Annotated in this window: 13 protein-coding genes; 5 read left to right on the forward strand and 8 right to left on the reverse strand. The window is 43.3% G+C overall.

Annotated elements, in window-relative coordinates; genetic code table 11:
• Positions 1 to 7 precede the first annotated feature (7 nt).
• From ACMXYP_RS07700 to ACMXYP_RS07720, 5 genes are read left to right on the forward strand one after another with little or no spacing between them, the layout of a single operon-like run.
• Complete coding sequence (locus ACMXYP_RS07700; protein ID WP_415884426.1) at positions 8 to 4,651, forward strand: protein kinase domain-containing protein; 4,644 nt, start codon at positions 8 to 10, stop codon at positions 4,649 to 4,651.
• A 9-nt stretch (positions 4,652 to 4,660) separates the two neighbouring features.
• Positions 4,661 to 5,419 (forward strand): hypothetical protein, encoded by a 759-nt coding sequence (locus ACMXYP_RS07705; protein WP_415884427.1) that lies wholly within the window; start codon positions 4,661 to 4,663, stop codon positions 5,417 to 5,419.
• 29 nt (positions 5,420 to 5,448) lie between these two features.
• A complete protein-coding gene (locus tag ACMXYP_RS07710) occupies positions 5,449 to 5,736 on the forward strand; it encodes a type VI secretion system PAAR protein (RefSeq protein ID WP_415884428.1) in 288 nt (95 codons plus the stop codon).
• 28 nt (positions 5,737 to 5,764) lie between these two features.
• Positions 5,765 to 6,253: a hypothetical protein gene (locus tag ACMXYP_RS07715; protein WP_415884429.1), complete on the forward strand. Its 489-nt coding sequence runs from the start codon at positions 5,765 to 5,767 to the stop codon at positions 6,251 to 6,253.
• A gap of 9 nt (positions 6,254 to 6,262) precedes the next feature.
• The gene (locus tag ACMXYP_RS07720; protein WP_415884430.1) at positions 6,263 to 7,291 is read left to right on the forward strand and encodes a hypothetical protein; all 1,029 of its coding nucleotides are present in this window, start codon (positions 6,263 to 6,265) and stop codon (positions 7,289 to 7,291) included.
• Positions 7,292 to 7,389: 98 nt separating this feature from the next.
• Here the strand turns inward: ACMXYP_RS07720 and ACMXYP_RS07725 are convergent, their stop codons facing one another.
• The 8 genes from ACMXYP_RS07725 to ACMXYP_RS07760 all read right to left on the reverse strand — a co-directional run bounded on the left by ACMXYP_RS07725 (position 7,390) and on the right by ACMXYP_RS07760 (position 16,560).
• On the reverse strand, positions 7,390 to 7,668 hold the full coding sequence (locus ACMXYP_RS07725) for a hypothetical protein (protein ID WP_415884431.1): 279 nt from the start codon (positions 7,666 to 7,668) through the stop codon (positions 7,390 to 7,392).
• Between the two features lie 43 nt (positions 7,669 to 7,711).
• A complete protein-coding gene (locus ACMXYP_RS07730; RefSeq protein WP_415884432.1) occupies positions 7,712 to 8,728 on the reverse strand; it encodes a hypothetical protein in 1,017 nt (338 codons plus the stop codon).
• Entirely contained in the window at positions 8,725 to 9,738 is a 1,014-nt protein-coding gene (locus ACMXYP_RS07735) for a hypothetical protein (RefSeq protein WP_415884433.1), read from the reverse strand. Before ACMXYP_RS07735 ends, ACMXYP_RS07730 begins: the two co-directional genes overlap by 4 nt.
• Positions 9,735 to 10,751 (reverse strand): hypothetical protein, encoded by a 1,017-nt coding sequence (locus ACMXYP_RS07740; protein ID WP_415884434.1) that lies wholly within the window; start codon positions 10,749 to 10,751, stop codon positions 9,735 to 9,737. The genes ACMXYP_RS07735 and ACMXYP_RS07740 overlap by 4 nt, the downstream gene beginning before the upstream one ends.
• Positions 10,748 to 11,740, reverse strand: a complete 993-nt coding sequence (locus tag ACMXYP_RS07745) for a hypothetical protein (RefSeq protein ID WP_415884435.1) — start codon at positions 11,738 to 11,740, stop codon at positions 10,748 to 10,750. Before ACMXYP_RS07745 ends, ACMXYP_RS07740 begins: the two co-directional genes overlap by 4 nt.
• A gap of 11 nt (positions 11,741 to 11,751) precedes the next feature.
• Entirely contained in the window at positions 11,752 to 11,934 is a 183-nt protein-coding gene (locus tag ACMXYP_RS07750; RefSeq protein WP_415884436.1) for a hypothetical protein, read from the reverse strand.
• A gap of 91 nt (positions 11,935 to 12,025) precedes the next feature.
• The gene (locus ACMXYP_RS07755; RefSeq protein ID WP_415884437.1) at positions 12,026 to 13,024 is read right to left on the reverse strand and encodes a hypothetical protein; all 999 of its coding nucleotides are present in this window, start codon (positions 13,022 to 13,024) and stop codon (positions 12,026 to 12,028) included.
• Positions 13,021 to 16,560, reverse strand: a complete 3,540-nt coding sequence (locus ACMXYP_RS07760; RefSeq protein WP_415884438.1) for a hypothetical protein — start codon at positions 16,558 to 16,560, stop codon at positions 13,021 to 13,023. Before ACMXYP_RS07760 ends, ACMXYP_RS07755 begins: the two co-directional genes overlap by 4 nt.
• Positions 16,561 to 16,575: the final 15 nt, after the last annotated feature.

Consider the following 16,575-nt stretch of genomic DNA (forward strand, 5'->3'; position numbering starts at 1 on the left):
AGAAGTCATGGAGTTATTTAAGGCTGAGCTACAACGTTATATTCGTAGCGAAACGGATTTACAGTCATTAAAAACCGTTATCCAGACCACCTTAATAAGCGATCCTAAAAATGCGGATCGTATCAAAGAGGGTTTAACTAAATTAGTTAAGGCCGGTCATATCGAGGCCGCTGTAACTAAGGAGCTAACGGAGACCGTTGATTACTTTGTCGCGCGTCATAAAGCTCCAAGTCCAGAGGCGGTTACAGAGGATGCCACTGAAATAGCGGCAGAAGATCAAACACAAATAGCAGCTAATCCTACATCAGACTCTGAAGATCAAACAGTTGTTGCCAAAACCGAACAAGCAGCGATGGCGAATGATGGTGAAGACCATACTCAGATTGCTCAGCAGGAAGATGCTACGCAAATTGTTCGAAGTGATGATGCAACAAAGATCGACGTAGCTGGGGATCGCTCTGGTTTTACCTCTCCGACATCGAGAACGAGTAATACCAGTACAACAGCAAAATGGTCCAAGCCCTTCGAGGGCGAGTCAGATAAAACAGATCACACTCTCAATGTTGGTTCTATTATTAAGGACCGCTTCCGACTAATAGAATTTATTGGTTGCGGTGGTATGGGGGATGTCTTTAAAGCTGAGGACCAACGCCGTATCGATGCTCAGGACGTTGAAACATTTATCGCGATTAAAGTCCTAAATAATAACTTTAGAGACCATCCAGAATCGCTTCGATCCTTGCAGCGCGAAGCACGAAAAACGCAGAACCTTGCACACCCTAATATCGTAAACGTATTCGATTTTGACCGCGATCAGCACCATGTTTATATGACCATGGAGCTGATGTTGGGTGAGCCGCTTAACAAGGTTATTAAGGCGAATCCAAAGGGTTTAGCTCTTGATACGGTATTTCGCTATGTAGCAGAAATGGGTGCTGCGCTGAGTTATGCGCACCGAAGGGATATCGTACATTCCGATTTTAAGCCCAGTAATATCTTCCTCGATCAAAACACGATCAAGGTATTCGATTTTGGTATCGCACGGGCTGCAAAAGAGGGGCAAACCGATACATTTGATGCTGGTGAACTAGGTGCATTAACGCCTAACTATGCTTCTCCAGAAATGCTTGAAGGTGCGTTCCAGGCTGATCCTAAAGACGATATATACGCTCTGGCTTGTATCACTTATGAGCTATTAACCGGTAAACACCCGTTTATCGAAAAAGGTAAGAAAGTCCCTGCTGATCAGGCAAGAGATAAGGGGCTAGCGCCTGCACCAATTAAGAGTTTAAAGCGCAAACAGTGGAAGGCATTGAAGCAAGGTTTAAGCTTTGATCCTGCGCTTAGGACGCATTCGGTAGATCAATTCCTCCAAGGTTTCCTGCCAGAAGCACAGCAAGCGGGCTTATTGGCCAAATGGTATGTGTGGCCTTTAGCGGCGACCGTTTTATCAGCTTTGGCTTACTTCCCAGTTAGAGATTTTCTGGATGAAAAGGAGCTGGATGATTTAGCTAATGATTTAAAGAATGGCTCAGAAAGTGACATCTTAAACTGGTTGGGCGAAGTCGAGAGCATGCCTGAAGAAGAACGTATTCGTTACTTCAACGATACGCGAGTAAAAAACTCACTGACGAAATTCTTCATCACTCGAATGAATGACCAAATCAATGAAGATCAATACGCTGAAGCCGAACGTGTTGCAGCAAGAGCATTACAGATCTATGAGGATTCTCGTCGTTTATCAGATCAAAGGGAATTGGTTAGTAAACGTAAAGCAGGGCGTCTCAACGAGTTAAATATTGAACTGAATAACTATCTGAGTAGCGAACTAAATCTATTTATAGAAAAGATAGAGCAATTCCCGAAACTGTTTGATTCTATCAAGCGAGTCGATCATAAAAACCCGATGCTTGCTGATCCTCGTGTTCCTCATAGGATGGTAGAAGCGGTTGATTGGTTAGCTGCGCAAAAACAATTTGAACGTGCTGAAACAGTGAGTGGGGTAGCTAAAGGAATCTTTCCTGATAATCAGGCCATTATCGTTGCTGACAATCAAATGAAGCAGCTAAAAGGTCGTTTTGAGAAAGCTAATTTGATTTCAAATTATGAGAAAGAGTTAGCCTCTGTTGACGAACTGACACAGCTATCTGATCTCTCTTCTTTCAAAAAGGCGGTATCTGAGCTTAATCGATTAGCGCCGCAAAGTAAGACGTTAATCCAATTTAAGAATCAAGCCTCACCGATTATTGAAAGTCATCTAACTAAGATGATGACGGAGGCGCAATGGTTTTCAGCGAAAGATCAGTTTACGCAATACCAGCTCTATCTAAGCGATGGCGCATCCAATGACTTAAGCCAGAAAATTGAGAAAGGTATCCAGTCATATCAGACCTCTTTAGCAGAGAATGAAAAAACGATTCTTAAGGCGATCGAACAAGGTGATTTGATCAAGGCTGAAAGGCTGTTAAATCAATTTGAGGCACCGCCTGAGATTAAGCAAACGGTCGCAACACGTTTAGCTAAAGCCTATTTGAAAGATGCGCGTATCGCACGTGAAAACAGTCAATGGGAGCAATCAATCTCATTGATAGAGAAAGCACGTAGTATCAATACTGACGCCAGCTTTAGCCAATTGCTTGATACAGAACTGCAGATTATTGAACAAAACCGCAACGCCTCGAGTTCAGGTGATATGAAGCAGCTTAAAGCGGAAAGAGAGGCGGAAATTGCTGATTATCAGAAGCAGCTGAATGTTCTTTTGACTCAGCCATTAAGTCCATCACTTCTTAATGATGTTCAACAGGCATTGGATAAAGTCGAGCAATTAAGACCAGATAACCCATTGCTTAAAGATATTCCGCAGCGCTTAGCATCGAGCTATCTAAACCAAGCTGAGCAACTTGAACAGCAAGGCAATTTAAAAGATGCTGCTGAATTACTTACTGAATATAACACGGCCTTTCCGGATAACCCTCAAATAGAAAGCGCCTTGAAAACGTTTGATCAAGGATTGGCAGAACAAGCGCAATCAGAACGTTTTAATAAGCTTAAACAGAACATTTCTCAGCAACTGTCGCAAGTTAGTCAAAACGCCAATTGGGAATCTGAGCTCACCCAAAGCTTAAAAGAGATAGGTTCCTTAGGCGCTACAGAGCATCAGATTGCTTCATTGAATACCAATATTGCTTTGCAGCTATCAAAAGTTGCTTCGCAATTTTCGGATGAAAAGCGCTTCTCTGAGGCACTCGATCTTCTAGCGAAAGCAGAAACCTTTGACCCAAGCTTAGGCACATTAAAGGGCTTAGAGCAGCAGATAACGGCGAGCCAAACAGCCTGGGAAAAAGATAAGCAGATTAAGAAGCAGCAGGCAGAAATTCAGGGCTTGAAACAAACCTTACAAACCCAGCTTCAAGCGAATGACCTCCCTCGTGCCGAACAAAGTTATAAGCAACTACAAACAATGTTGGGTGAGAACGACCCTTATATTCAGAGTGAAGCAAACCCAGCTTTTGTTGAAACATACTTACGCTTAGCAGACCAATTAGCACGGCAAACCAGGCTGTCTAAGGCGGCGCAGTTATTAGAGTCGGCTAAAAAGTATTCTGTCGATACTACCGTGATTGACGAAAAAATTGCTGGCTATAACCGTGATGCTAAATTGTGGCGTATTGGGCAGACGATCAGAAGTATCTCGTATGATTCGTTTGTATCAGCACATCAGCAATTGACCGAAATAGAGCCGGAACTGGAAGACGAGAGAGCTAAAAAATTACATACCGACCTGACTAATGCCGTGCTTAAGCGCTATGAGCAGTTAAAGGGAAGTAGGGCTGAAGCTGCAAACAAACTAATCAGGAAAGCCAAAGAGCTTTACCCTGACCATGCAGAAATTCAGAAGATCAAACTTAACAAACTCGCAACTAAGTCTCCTGAACCAGAGCCTCCAGAACCAAAGCCGGAACCGGTTGAAACAGAGGAGGCTAAACCAGAAGTAACCGAGCAAAAGCCAAGCGTACAACCGCCGAAAGTCACGGCTACAGGTAAAGCATGTTCGCCTAGCCTGGCAGGGTTAGGTCGTAATGTTAAAGCGGTTTGCTATGACATGGTTTCGCAGCAAACCAAAGCGCCTTACATGATTGTAATACCTTCCGGTGCTGGTGGACCGTTTGCAATCAGTAAATTTGAAATAAGCATTGATGATTACAACGCCTACTGTAAGCAAACGGGTTGTAGTGTGCGTTCTGGCAGTGGTAGATCACCGGTTACGGGTGTTAGTCAGAGCCAAGCAGTGGCGTATGCAAAATGGCTAACGCAGGTCACCGGTCATCAATATCGTTTACCTAAGTACAAGCAGTGGAAGCACGCTGCACTGTCTGGAAATAAGCGCCAGCCGAATAACTTTAACTGTCGTTTAATGCAGGGCGACACCATCTTGAAAGGGCACGCACCTGTATCTGTTCGCAGTGGATCAGCTAACAACTGGGGCATGATTAACTATCTAGGTAACGTTCAAGAGTGGGTTATTCATCAAGGTGTAGCTAAAGCGGCGGGCGGGCATTACGCCGATAAGATGTCGAATTGCTCAGTGGATTTAGTCCGCAACGCTTCGGCGGATTCAAAAACTGGTTTTAGACTTGTCCGGTCGTTATAGGGGTAGGGAATGGCAACAACACTTCTAACATTAAGTAGACAGCATTCAGCTGGCAAGATCTCAACCGCTGACTACCGAGCGCAACGTCGTAATCTGGTGAATGAACAAGTCTTTCAGGTGGAAGATTGCACGCAGCCAGGTTTTGTTAACGAGCCTGAATTAGCCGAAGTGGCTGACTCAACTTTACCTCCCGCTCAAACAGCGGATGAGCAAAGTGCGAATCAAACTGCTCCTTTTTACCATCCGAATTCTTCCGCTGTCATACCAGAACCTCCGCAAACACCGGCTTATACGATCAGCGAGAGAACTGAAAATCCAGTAGAGAGTAGTACGTTAAACACTCGGAAAAGGCTTGAGGAGTTGTCAAAACCTAAGTCTGAAGCTGTATATAACCATCAGCCAGCTGAAGCACAGCATGTCTCTTATAAAAAGATCTTATTAGCGTTGTTAATTGGCTTGGTCGTGACATCAATTATTACCGGCACCATGTTACTAACGCGAGATGAAAGACCCGCTATTGTTGTCGAAGACCCATTAATCACCAGTACCAACCTGCTTCTGGATAATCCTGATTGGCAGGTCGTTGATCTCAGAGTCTACCGAGTCCAGATTAAAGCGCAGAATCGCCCCATGCTGCCAGAACAACACGCGCTTTTAGATTCAGTGAATCTCTATCTATCTGTACCACTTGGCGGCACAGCTAGCGAACTGGATGTAGAGGTTCAGTTACTTAAAGAAGATCTATTGGTACTAAGAAACGTTAAATAAAGAATTGGAATTATTCTAAGGAGATTATCATGTCAAAAGCAGCCCGTTTAGGCGATATAGGCTCCGGCCATGGATGTTTTCCACCTACACCTATCATTGCTGGAAGTGGCGATGTAGTAATCAATGGAATTCCTGCGGCAAGACAAGGTGATCCACTAGCTCCTCATGGCTGCGGCAATTGCCCTCCACATGGCCGATCTATATCTGGTGGCTCAGGCACTGTATTTATCAATGGCAAGCCAGCTGCAAGAGTAGGAGACGGTATCGATTGTGGCGGCTCTATAGCAGTTGGATCCGGTGATGTGATTATTGGTTGACTCTAAATGTAAGGACTTGGGTTTATAAATGGATTTTGATACCAAAAAAGACATTAATCGAGAGACTGCTCATAAATTTTTATATCAATGGAGTTTTAGGACGCTTTCGAACAAGATCTTTGTATCTTTCGGAGCAATTGTTCTCTTCTCTTTTTTTGCAATGGGTGAGCCTCCAATGCAAGGGCTTTGGGTCCTTCTTGCTCTGTATAGTGTGTGTAGCTTGGTCTATGACATACAGATGTATCAGCATTGTAAAAATACCGACAGGCATCTGACTATTAATCAGAAGTTATTATCGATCCCAGCAGGTTATGGATATTTATCAAAACCTAAAACTATTTTTCTCGATGATATCTACAAAGTAAGTTTTAGAACTATGGGCAATGAGCTGGTCGTAGATTTTGAGTCAGATAGTGAAGGCTTAAATGCAGTTTTTGGGAAATTTTTTGCGAATGACGATATGAATAAATTTATAGAGTTACTTCCTCAATATATTGATGAAGATAAATTTTTCTGAGAAACGCAAATGACAATAAAAGTTAAGGAAAACGTGTGGTCTTCGGAAGATGAAATCGGTTTCCATCCATTCTTTATTTCACATATCGATGTTGCCGAAGATTACTCAATTCATAGACCCTATGATCTTTTGAAAGGTAAAGATGAAATCAGCCCACAAGGGTCGCTTGAGCTCAATCGAAAATATGGCCGGACGATTGAGTACAATCAAAATCGCCTCAAAGTACAAAAAAGAAGTGGGAACTACATATTAGATTCTTACATAGACCCGACTGAGGCAGTGCCTGAAAATACTGAAATATATCTAGGGCCTGAAGAGCTAAGGCAGGAAGCGGGAGGGGACTTTGGAGTATTGTTGGTCATCGCCGTATTTTTAACCTATTCCTTTAGTTTGCTTTTTGTTGGAATAGATATTTCTAATGATCGCTTTGAACTAGAAAAATTTATAAATGAGGGATTGGTCTACTTTTCAATCTTCTACGGTGTTTGTTTAATCATCTCTGTTCTTATTTCAATGAAAAATAAGAAAAATACCAGCCTCGTAAAACTATGCCGAAATAGGATGGAGTTATCGATAAAGTACGAAGGTATCGACTATAAGATACCTTGGGAAGACACGGTATTTATGGTTACGGCCAATAGAGATACATTTACGATTAACAATCAGCAATATCCTGCCAATATTGACGAATTCGATCTAGTTTTGGCACTTCCCAAAAAATATGCGTCCTACCAAGCTGGGACACCTGAGCATAACTTTGTTTACCTAATGTCTTCTGGAAAGACCCACTTTAATTGTTATCTATATTGGGAATATGTTCGAAGGTTTATGCAAAAGCAGCCGATAGCTGAATGTTTCCCATTCGAAGAAGCTGATTCACCTGTGAAAGCAGCGATCTCTTCGGAGAATAAAAAAATTACTGTTTCAGGCATCTTATTCTTAGTGATGTTAGCTGCTTTCGGGCTATTAGCATTTCCTGCAGCCATTGTTTGGTGGGTACAAGGACTAGGGAAGAAAATACCTGAAGTTCCAAGCTAAATTTACGACTTTTTCTTATAATATCGATCGGGGCCAGAGTAAATTTCAATTCATACTTAAAATTACTCTGACTCCAATTATTTTCGAACTTAGTCGTATTAAAGTATTCCAGGTAGTGATACCGGTGAAGATAGGAAGAATAAAAAAACGGCTAAGTAAAATAGTGCATGTATCCCTGCGATTGCTCCGGAAACTAACTTAACACGCCGGGATTTAGCACCAATAAATATAAAAAGACAAAACAGCCCAATAACCCAGCCTGCATAGACAAAGTACATACCTGTTAATAGCTCTCCATCAGGTAGAGATAAAACAATCATAAGAACTACCATGGTCAGTACAAAGCAATTTAGTATCCATTGGTAAATTTCGCGCATAAAAATCCCTTTTTATTCAGTCCGCTTATTCTTTGCGCTGGTTTCATCCAGCTTGAGTTCCGCCATTAAACAGATCGATCTCTGGGCCTTGGGTCGGCATAAAGCGTTGCTCGGCTTGGAGTTCAAGTAGTGCCTCTGCAAACTCAACATCATCCATAGAGAACCAGTAATCAGGCTTACGGTTGTTTTTAGCATCCCAAGCCGCCGTGGTGGGGTCTTTTGCTCTGGCAGGTTCTAGTTCTGGGACATCAGGCATTGGTTGGCTGGTGTCCATATAGCGCTGGATCAGGTTCCAGATCCGCTTTAACTCATCAGGTTGTTCGCTGGTGGTGAAGGTATGCAGGGGAATACTGTCGGAGTAGCGATGATAACGGTGTACCAGGTGGAGTTGATAGCTGAGTATTCCCTGATGGTTGGGGCTACTGACTAGATAACAGTCGAACTCCGAGAAAGGGTGGCTGTATAGCTCTTTATTGTTTTTATAGCGGGTCACCATGCCAGTGCTGCGGCTGAAGGTGAAATGTTTAACTGCTTTCATAAACCAGGGCATGGGTAAATATCCTCGCTCAGAGGCTTCAGCATAGCCCCAGATTAGGCCTGAGGGGAGGAACACGTAAATGCCATAGACATATGAGACATCAGCTATTTCAGACAAGCCCCATCCGTCATAAAAAGCGGTTGCAAGTAATACAATAATAAAGAAAGGCAGGAACATGGTACAGATACCTTTACCGAAGACCGTCAGGTAAAAGTAGATCAGCCCCCATTTATTCAACGATCCGGCATTATATTGGTTCTCATCCCAATGGGTTTCGCCTTTATTCTCTTCAAGGCGCTGTTTGATCTCGGCTGGCGTGGGCTCCTCAATCATACTGGCGGGAACGGTTTCATGAGCCCGGCACCACGGCAGCGGATCGCCGCCCTGAAGAAGTTTTGTCAGGACGCCCTGTTCGGGTCGTGGGTTCTGACAGGCAAAACTTTCACTGTTCCAGGCTGTTTCTGGATAGGGCTTTATCTGTTGGAAGTCCATTTCTGTTCGTTCATCCGTTCGTGTTTTCAAGCTTGTGTGCCGCCATTAAATAAGTCGATCTCTGGGCCTTGGGTGGGTATAAAGCGTTGCTCGGCTTGGAGTTCAAGTAGTGCCTCTTCAAACTCGACATCATCAATGGAGAACCAGTAATCGGGTTTACGGTTGTTGTTAGCATCCCAAGCCGCCGTGGTGGGGTCTTTTGCTCTAGCAGGTTCCAGTTCCGGTACATCAGGCATCGGCTGACTGGTGTCCATATAGCGCTGAATCAGGTTCCAGATGCGCTTTAACTCCTCCGGTTGTTCGCTGGTGGTGAAGGTATGCAGAGGGATGCTGTCGGAGTAACGATGATACCGGTGTACCAAGTGGAGTTGATAGCTGAGTATTCCCTGATGACTAGGGCTACTGACTAGATAACAGTCAAACTCACAGAAAGGGTGGCTGTATAGCTCTTTATTGTTTTTATACCGTGTCACCATGCCAGTGCTGCGGCTGAAGGTGAAATATTTGATCGCTTTCATGAACCAAGGTATAGGCAAGTATCCGCGGCCCGAGGCTTCAAAGTAGCCCCAGATTAGGGCTGAGGGGAGGAAAACGAAAGGTATAAATATATAGAGAGCTTCTTTTATTTCAGAAGCGCCCCAGTTTTCGAAGAGTATGAAGTGCAGAAGAGTAAGGACAGATGCAGGGCCTACGAATATACAAAAACCTTTACCTATTGCGGCAAGGTAAAAGTAAATTAACCCCCATTTATTTAATGACCCAGCATTGTACTGGCTCTCATCCCAGTGGGTTTCACCTTTATTCTCTTGTAAACGTTGCTTGATCTCAGCTGGTGTGGGTTCCTCAATCATACTGACGGGAACGGTTTCATTAGCTCGACACCAGGGTAGTGGATCGCCGCCCTGTAGAAGCTTTGTCAGGATTCCTAGCTCGGGACGTGGTTTCTGACAGGCAAAACTTTCACTGTTCCAGACCGTTTCTGGATAGGGCTTTATTTGTTGGAAGTCCATTTCTGTCCGTTCATCCCTTCGTGTTTTCAAGCTTGTGTGCCGCCATTAAAAAGATCGATCTCTGGGCCTAGAGAGGGCTTAAAGCGTTGCTCTGCTTGGAGTTCAAGTAGTGCCTCTGCAAACTCGTCATCATCCATGGAGAACCAGTAATTTGGTTTGCGATTGTTTTGAGCATCCCAAGCAGCAGTCGTAGGGTCTTTTGCTCTGGCAGGTTCCAGTTCTGGGACATCAGGCATCGGCTGGCTGGTGTCCATATAGCGCTGAATCAGGTTCCAGATGCGCTTTAACTCATCCGGTTGTTCGCTGGTGGTGAAGGTATGCAGAGGGATGCTGTCGGAGTAACGATGATAACGATGCACCAAATGAAGTTGATAACTCAGTATCCCCTGATGACTAGGGCTACTGACTAGATAACAGTCAAACTCCGAGAAAGGGTGGCTGTATAGCTCTTTATTGTTTTTATAGCGGGTCACCTTGCCAGTGCTACGGCTGAATGTAAAATGTTTGACCGCTTTCATAAACCAGGGCATGGATAGATATCCACGTTCAGAGGCTTCAGCATAGCCCCAGATTAGAGCTGAAGGTAAAAGGATGAAGAGGATATATACTAATACTATGTCAATTAATTCTGAAAGTGTCACTGACTCATAAAAGAAGGGAAAAACTATCATGTATACTGCAAATAAAGGACTGATTATAGTACAAATACCTTTACCGAAGACTGTCAGGTAAAAGTAAATTAATCCCCATTTATTTAGTGATCCAGCGTTATACTGATTCTCATCCCAGTGTGTTTCGTCTTTATTGTCTTTTAAGCGTTGTTTAATCTCTGCTGGTGTGGGGTCCTCAATCATACTGACGGGAACGGCTTCATTAGCCCGGTTCCACGGTAGCGGATCGCCTCCTTGTAGAAGCTTTATAAGAGTTCCCTGTTCTGGGCGGGATTTCTGACAGCCAAAACTTTCACTGTTCCAGGCTGTTTCTGGATAGGGCTTTATCTGTTGGAAGTCCATTTCTGTCCGTTCATCCCTTCGTGTTTTCAAGCTTGAGTGCCGCCATTAAATAAGTCGATCTCTGGCCCTTGGGTCGGCTTAAAGCGTTGCTCGGCTTGGAGTTCAAGTAGTGCCTCTTCAAACTCGACATCATCCATTGAGAACCAGTAATCTGGTTTGCGGTTGTTTTTTGCATCCCAAGCGGCGGTGGTAGGGTCTTTTGCTCGGGCAGGCTCCAGTTCTGGGACATCAGGCATCGGTTGGCTGGTGTCCATGTAGCGCTGGATTAGGTTCCAGATTCGTTTTAATTCATCCGGTTGTTCGCTGGTGGTGAAAGTGTGCAGAGGGATGCTGTCGGAGTAACGATGATAACGATGCACCAAGTGGAGTTGATAGCTGAGTATGCCCTGATGACTAGGGCTGCTGACCAGATAACAGTCAAACTCACAGAAAGGGTGGCTGTAGAGCTCTTTATTGTTTTTATAACGTGTAACCCTGCCGGTGCTCCGGCTGAAGGTAAAATGTTTGACCGCTTTCATAAACCAAGGCATGGGCAAGTATCCACGGCCCGAGGCTTCGAAATACCCCCAGATTAGGCCGCATGGTAAAAAAATATAAATAAGAAAAAAAAGCATAATTTCGAAGAAATCGAGGAAATCAATGGTTTCGTCAATAAATACTAAGAAAAGTGTAGAAACAACAGATAAAGGAGCGAGCATTGTGCAAACGCCTTTAGAAATCGCAGCAAGGTAAAAGTAGATGAGCCCCCATTTATTTAACGACCCTGCACTGTACTGGTTCTCATCCCAATGGGTTTCGCCTTTATTTTCTTGTAAACGTTGCTTGATCTCAGCTGGTGTGGTTTCCTCAATCATACTGACGGGAATTGTCTCGTTGGCCCTGCTCCACGGTAGCGGATCGCCGCCCTGTAGAAGCTTAGATAGAACTCCCTGTTCGGGGCGGGGTTTCTGGTTGCTGAAGAGCTGACTGTTCCAGACGTTATCCTGATACTGGTATTGCGGTGTTTCAATTTTGTTCATCATAAGTCCTGTTACTGTTCCCAGCCAAATTCATTGGCCCACCAGTATTCCCCTTTGGTAAAGGTCGGGATCCTGCTGGGGCTACCTGCTTCTTCCTCTTTGCTTAACGGCGGGGTCGGGAAAGTATGTTTACCAATCAGTACAGGAATATTGTTAGAGTAAGAGGTTATTTCTGAGGAGTTATAGTCCATCATAATGTTGCATATCCGTATGTATAGATCTCTTCGCTCGCGAGTGGCAAGGACGCTGCGCTTCTAGTGGCTAGCGCCCAAGTCCTTTCTATTTTTAAGCTACGAAAGGTTCGTCCGGTTTCTTCCAGCGTAAAATATCTTCAGCTTGCAGAGGAATTGATTGTTGCTCTTTTGCTCTTCGCTTGAGTTCGGCTTGATATTGTTCCTCATCCATATTGCGCCAGAAGTGGCTATCACGGCCAGTTTCTGTGTCATATGCCGCTGTTGTAGGATCTAGGTGACGATAGGCCTCAGACATAATATTGTCCGGCATTGGTCGGCTGATATCCATGTACTGCTGCATCATATTCCAAAGCTGATAATACTCTTCAATAGGAGCTGTGAAGCCCAGTAAAGCGCCTAGGTCAACAGTATGCTTGGAGCCGTTGTAGCGATGAATTAAACGCATGGTGTAAAAGATCTCACCGTAATTGCCTGGGTTGGACGCGAGATAGCAGTCAAATTCATGGAAGGGAGCGGCGAAAACCTCTTTATCTTTTTTGTAGATATGTACCATGCCTGTTTGGCGGTTTAGCTCATAATCTTTACGTATTTTCATAAAGAAAGGTACTTTGCCGTTTCGGCCAGCGATTTTATGATAGTACAGCTGGAATAGAGCGCTAGAGCCAAAGAATAAAGCACAAAAAAATGAGAACTGGATAAACCAAGTATTAAATTCATGTGTGTTCTCATTCTGATTGATAGCTAGTATATAAATGGCTGCTAGAGTAACTATTGTTATAGGAAGAAAGAATTTTAAGAAGGTCTCTGTTGAAACACCAATAAAATAAAATAGCGCTAAGCCAAAGTTAGCTTTTCCTTTAGTGTATGTTTGGTGATCCCACGGAGATGCCATTTTTCGATCTTTGTAATCGTCTAATTCAATTTCTTCAGACAGTGAGTAGGGTACTTGTCCTGAGATTTGATTAAAGTTTAAGCGATCAGCATTAGCGAGCTTGAATTTTCCAAATACAGTCTGTTTTAACTTGGAAGGTTCAGTCTCAGGAATATTGTTTGAGTTATAGGCTGTTTCTGAATAGTGCTGATCCGTCATAATGTAGCATTTCCTTGTCTAAATTCGCTTAGCCAACCCAGTTGGTCTGAATCATTAAAGTCAGGTAATTCGTCAATTTTGTCGAGAGCTTTTTTGCCTTTATCCATCTCTGGTGCAGGGAAGGTGAATTCACCTACTGTTAATTTCAGCCTAAGTTGCCATTCAGAATAAGTTTGAGCTGTTATTTTCTGAGCTGCTGAAAAGTGGCTTTTACCTGTTGCTGAACGAAGATAGTGGATAATGCCATTTTGAGTGGTCAAACTGTATAGCGTTTTACCTTTAAACATGTTGCCTGTTTTAACAGGATGCCCACCTAACATATTGTTTCCGCCGTATTGGCGCTTTATCTCTATCTCATTTAGCTCTAACTGATATTGAGGTATGTTTTCGGTAGAAGATAGTAGTCCTTGGATATTACCTTGAATAACAACTTGTGTGTCTATTCCCTGACTTTTTAGTAGCTTGTATTTTTCTTCTTCTAGTTCACCTTTAGCGAAAGGTTCTACTCGGGCTTGTATGTTTAATAATGTGTTGATGAGTTGATACCAAGCAAAGTTGGGGTCAGTGAGAAGATCATCGTAGGCATTGGAACTAAATAGAATGTTACCTACGTTATCTAAAAAATCTGGATTGGAAATCTCTTTTGCTTTGTTCTTTGATTTCTGCCCAAATGGGCCATTTTTAAGCCAAACTTCAATATCGTCATCAGTAAGCAAAATAGCTGTTACAAAAGAAATTATTGTTGCAGCGATGATGAGCCAGCCAATTGGGCCTAGTGAGGTGAGCGGTGTAAGATGGTAGAAAGAAGTAATGAGTAAACCCGTAGCTGCTACTCCCATTGCCAGAGCCGCATCATAATCAAGTTTAGTCAACAAATTGATACTCTCCCAGAAACCCATCGCAGCAGTAAATATACCTGCATAAATACCAGCAATTACTAACCCAGTAACTTTAGTAACAAAAGTATTTCCGAGCTTATGAGAAAAACGTGATAAAGCCTTATTAAGATTCTTAGGTAAAGATCGTGTTTTTAATGTTCCTTTAAAATATTTATCATTGGATAGAAAATTTATTGCATTTAGGCTAGCTACACTGAGATCAAATGCAGCACTCAAAGTGTTTAATGTGGAGTAAGTTTTGTTATCAAAATTAAAATTTTGGAACGTTCTTTGTAGGTTGAAAAGTTCTAAGGCAGTAATAAAATATGGGACCTTGTAAGTTCTATATCCATTATCGACACGGAAGCCTCGTGACAACTCTATACGCTGCTGATCAGACAGTGAACTCTGAGGTACATGAAGAACTTTTAGGTTTTTTAGGCCGTATACGCCCCTTTTTTCATCAAGTTCAGCCTTTATCTCCTTGTGGTCAGTATTCAAACTGATCGAATTACCCGTTCGAGGGTCGTGCATCTTGAAGGCTGCTTGCTGTTTTTTTTGGTATTCGGTTCGTTCTGTATCTGTCAGTCCCCAATTTAAACCATCACCTTTAACCGCAATAACTAGGTGTTTGGTAGGATCCAAGTTGCTGATCTCTCCAAAGCGAAGCTCTTTTAATGTTTCATTGAGCGTAGCTTTCATAAAACTAAAGCTATTGGTGAAGATTTTATCGAATTGCTCAGCCCTTACTGAATTGACAACATTAGGGCTGTTAACAATTTTTAGTACCGCATTCATATATATGCCGGCGACAAGATCACCAAATAAAGCTGCTCTACGGAAAATATCGGGAGCGGCGTCCCTATCATCTAGTGTGTATAGCAAACCGGCATCTAACGAAACTAACTCTTCATCTAGATTAAGGTTTTTTTCATTCCATCGGGCGAGATTTGCTTCAGATGCGAGTCCTGATCCATCGTTTTTAGGAGCCGGGGGAATGTAAGCTGCATCAAGGGGGACTTTATTATTGCGGTCGAATAAAACAGGATTAAGTGGGTGGCTACCATCTTTTTCCAGTAAAGCAATTAGAGTTGAAGTTGCGGCATGCTTCTTTCGCTCATCTGCTGAGATTAGTGGATTGTCCATCTCTGCATCAATAAGTAGGGCATTAATTGCCGAGCAACAAAACAGGTGTGAAGCAGCTGCATTTACACCATCGAGTGCCCCCATATCACGAACGCTTTGTACCAAGGTTTTGTCACTTAATAGTTTGGATAGTCCGTATTGCATGGATGGAACTTGTTTGGTGTATTGGCTGCGCTCGGCTGTTCTTAGAGTACGGTGAAAAGTACTGTTGCTGCTAAGATCCATATGTTTTCGGTATTTGCTTAACTCATTACGCTGACCGTTGTGTTGTTTCGCAAGAATCAGACGTGATATCAGTTCTGCACTTAGATAGTGATCTTTCGCTTCGCTGAGTTCTTTTACTTGTTGGAAGTATGCGCTGGCTGATTGTAGTAGGTAAGCATGGTTACGTGCTTCAAAAATAGGGTCTTCTGCGGTGAATGTGCGCAGGTAGTTTTTTTTTGCCTCGGCCCAATAGTCGCTTTCCGGTTCAGATTGCCAAAAATCTTCTGGAAAGAGAGGTTCTTTATTGTTTGTGACGGCACAAGCTGTAGAGCGTAAAGCGTAGTCCGCTTTGCAGCGAAGATCACCAAAGGCCGTCGAAACGTGTTCGGTATCGTCAGCGAGCAGTTTTTGTTCGTTCTTGACGATGTCGTAGCGTTCTTTGAGAAAGGTGCCTTTAATATCTCGAGTAAGTGCTACTGCATCGGATACCAGCATTTCGAGTTCTGGTGCGCGTTTACGCATTTCGGGTAGTTTTGTTATTTTGCTTATTTTTACCCGTTTCATGCGTTCTTTAAGCTGGTCTTGATTTGCTTCTAGATAGTTTATGCGAGCAGCACTCCACTGGACTTCTGAGAAGGCGATTAGCACGCTGCCGTTTAACTTAGAGCCATTCTTTTTACCTGGAATCCAGATCTCTTTCAGTGGAACGCCGGTGGCTTCCCTTTTCTCGTTTTTAATCGGATTAGATTTGAGCGCGTCTGCCCAGGTGAGGTGGTCAACGGGCGTTTCTCTGAAGGATTGAAGGTTTATATCTTTGAAACTATCCTGTGCTCCAGGAAAGATTTCTATTTCTCGCCATAGCTGAAAATTCGAGCCATAAGGGGCCTTGTAAGCGATATAGATAAAGCCTCCACGGGGTGGAGCGATATGATCTAATTTGTATTCAGCATCCACACTTTGCATAAATAGTGAGGGTAGGCAGGCATGGAGGAGGTAGTCTTGTTCTTGGTTTTCTTTGCGCTTGGTTTCATAGGCAGAGCGGAATAGGGGCAGTTTAATGGGTTCCCCTTTTTCGGTTTTAACTTCTAACCAGACGTTATTGGAAACTTCGCCAGTCCAATCCCAATCGTAAATGGTGGTTTCATCAAGCACTAATGTTTGTTTAGTCGCTTCAATACCGCTTTTAGCCGTTTTATCTAATGTATCGTAAAAGCGTATTTGGTGTTCATCCCCATGGTTGATACCCGTGACTTCAATATGAAAACGGTCTTTTTCACAGGCTGCTTTTTTATGGCCGTTATTCTGCATTGTGTAACTCCATGT

This window comes from Neptuniibacter sp. QD34_54 (assembly GCF_047778055.1).
Taxonomy (GTDB): domain Bacteria; phylum Pseudomonadota; class Gammaproteobacteria; order Pseudomonadales; family Balneatricaceae; genus Neptuniibacter.

Coding starts and splice junctions, on each gene's coding strand:
- ACMXYP_RS07720 (WP_415884430.1), top strand. CDS start 6,263: ATGACAATAAAAGTTAAGGAAAACGTGTGGTCTTCGGAAGATGAAATC.
- ACMXYP_RS07715 (WP_415884429.1), top strand. CDS start 5,765: ATGGATTTTGATACCAAAAAAGACATTAATCGAGAGACTGCTCATAAA.
- ACMXYP_RS07745 (WP_415884435.1), bottom strand. CDS start 11,740: ATGAACAAAATTGAAACACCGCAATACCAGTATCAGGATAACGTCTGG.
- ACMXYP_RS07760 (WP_415884438.1), bottom strand. CDS start 16,560: ATGCAGAATAACGGCCATAAAAAAGCAGCCTGTGAAAAAGACCGTTTT.
- ACMXYP_RS07710 (WP_415884428.1), top strand. CDS start 5,449: ATGTCAAAAGCAGCCCGTTTAGGCGATATAGGCTCCGGCCATGGATGT.
- ACMXYP_RS07705 (WP_415884427.1), top strand. CDS start 4,661: ATGGCAACAACACTTCTAACATTAAGTAGACAGCATTCAGCTGGCAAG.
- ACMXYP_RS07725 (WP_415884431.1), bottom strand. CDS start 7,668: ATGCGCGAAATTTACCAATGGATACTAAATTGCTTTGTACTGACCATG.
- ACMXYP_RS07750 (WP_415884436.1), bottom strand. CDS start 11,934: ATGATGGACTATAACTCCTCAGAAATAACCTCTTACTCTAACAATATT.
- ACMXYP_RS07700 (WP_415884426.1), top strand. CDS start 8: ATGGAGTTATTTAAGGCTGAGCTACAACGTTATATTCGTAGCGAAACG.
- ACMXYP_RS07755 (WP_415884437.1), bottom strand. CDS start 13,024: ATGACGGATCAGCACTATTCAGAAACAGCCTATAACTCAAACAATATT.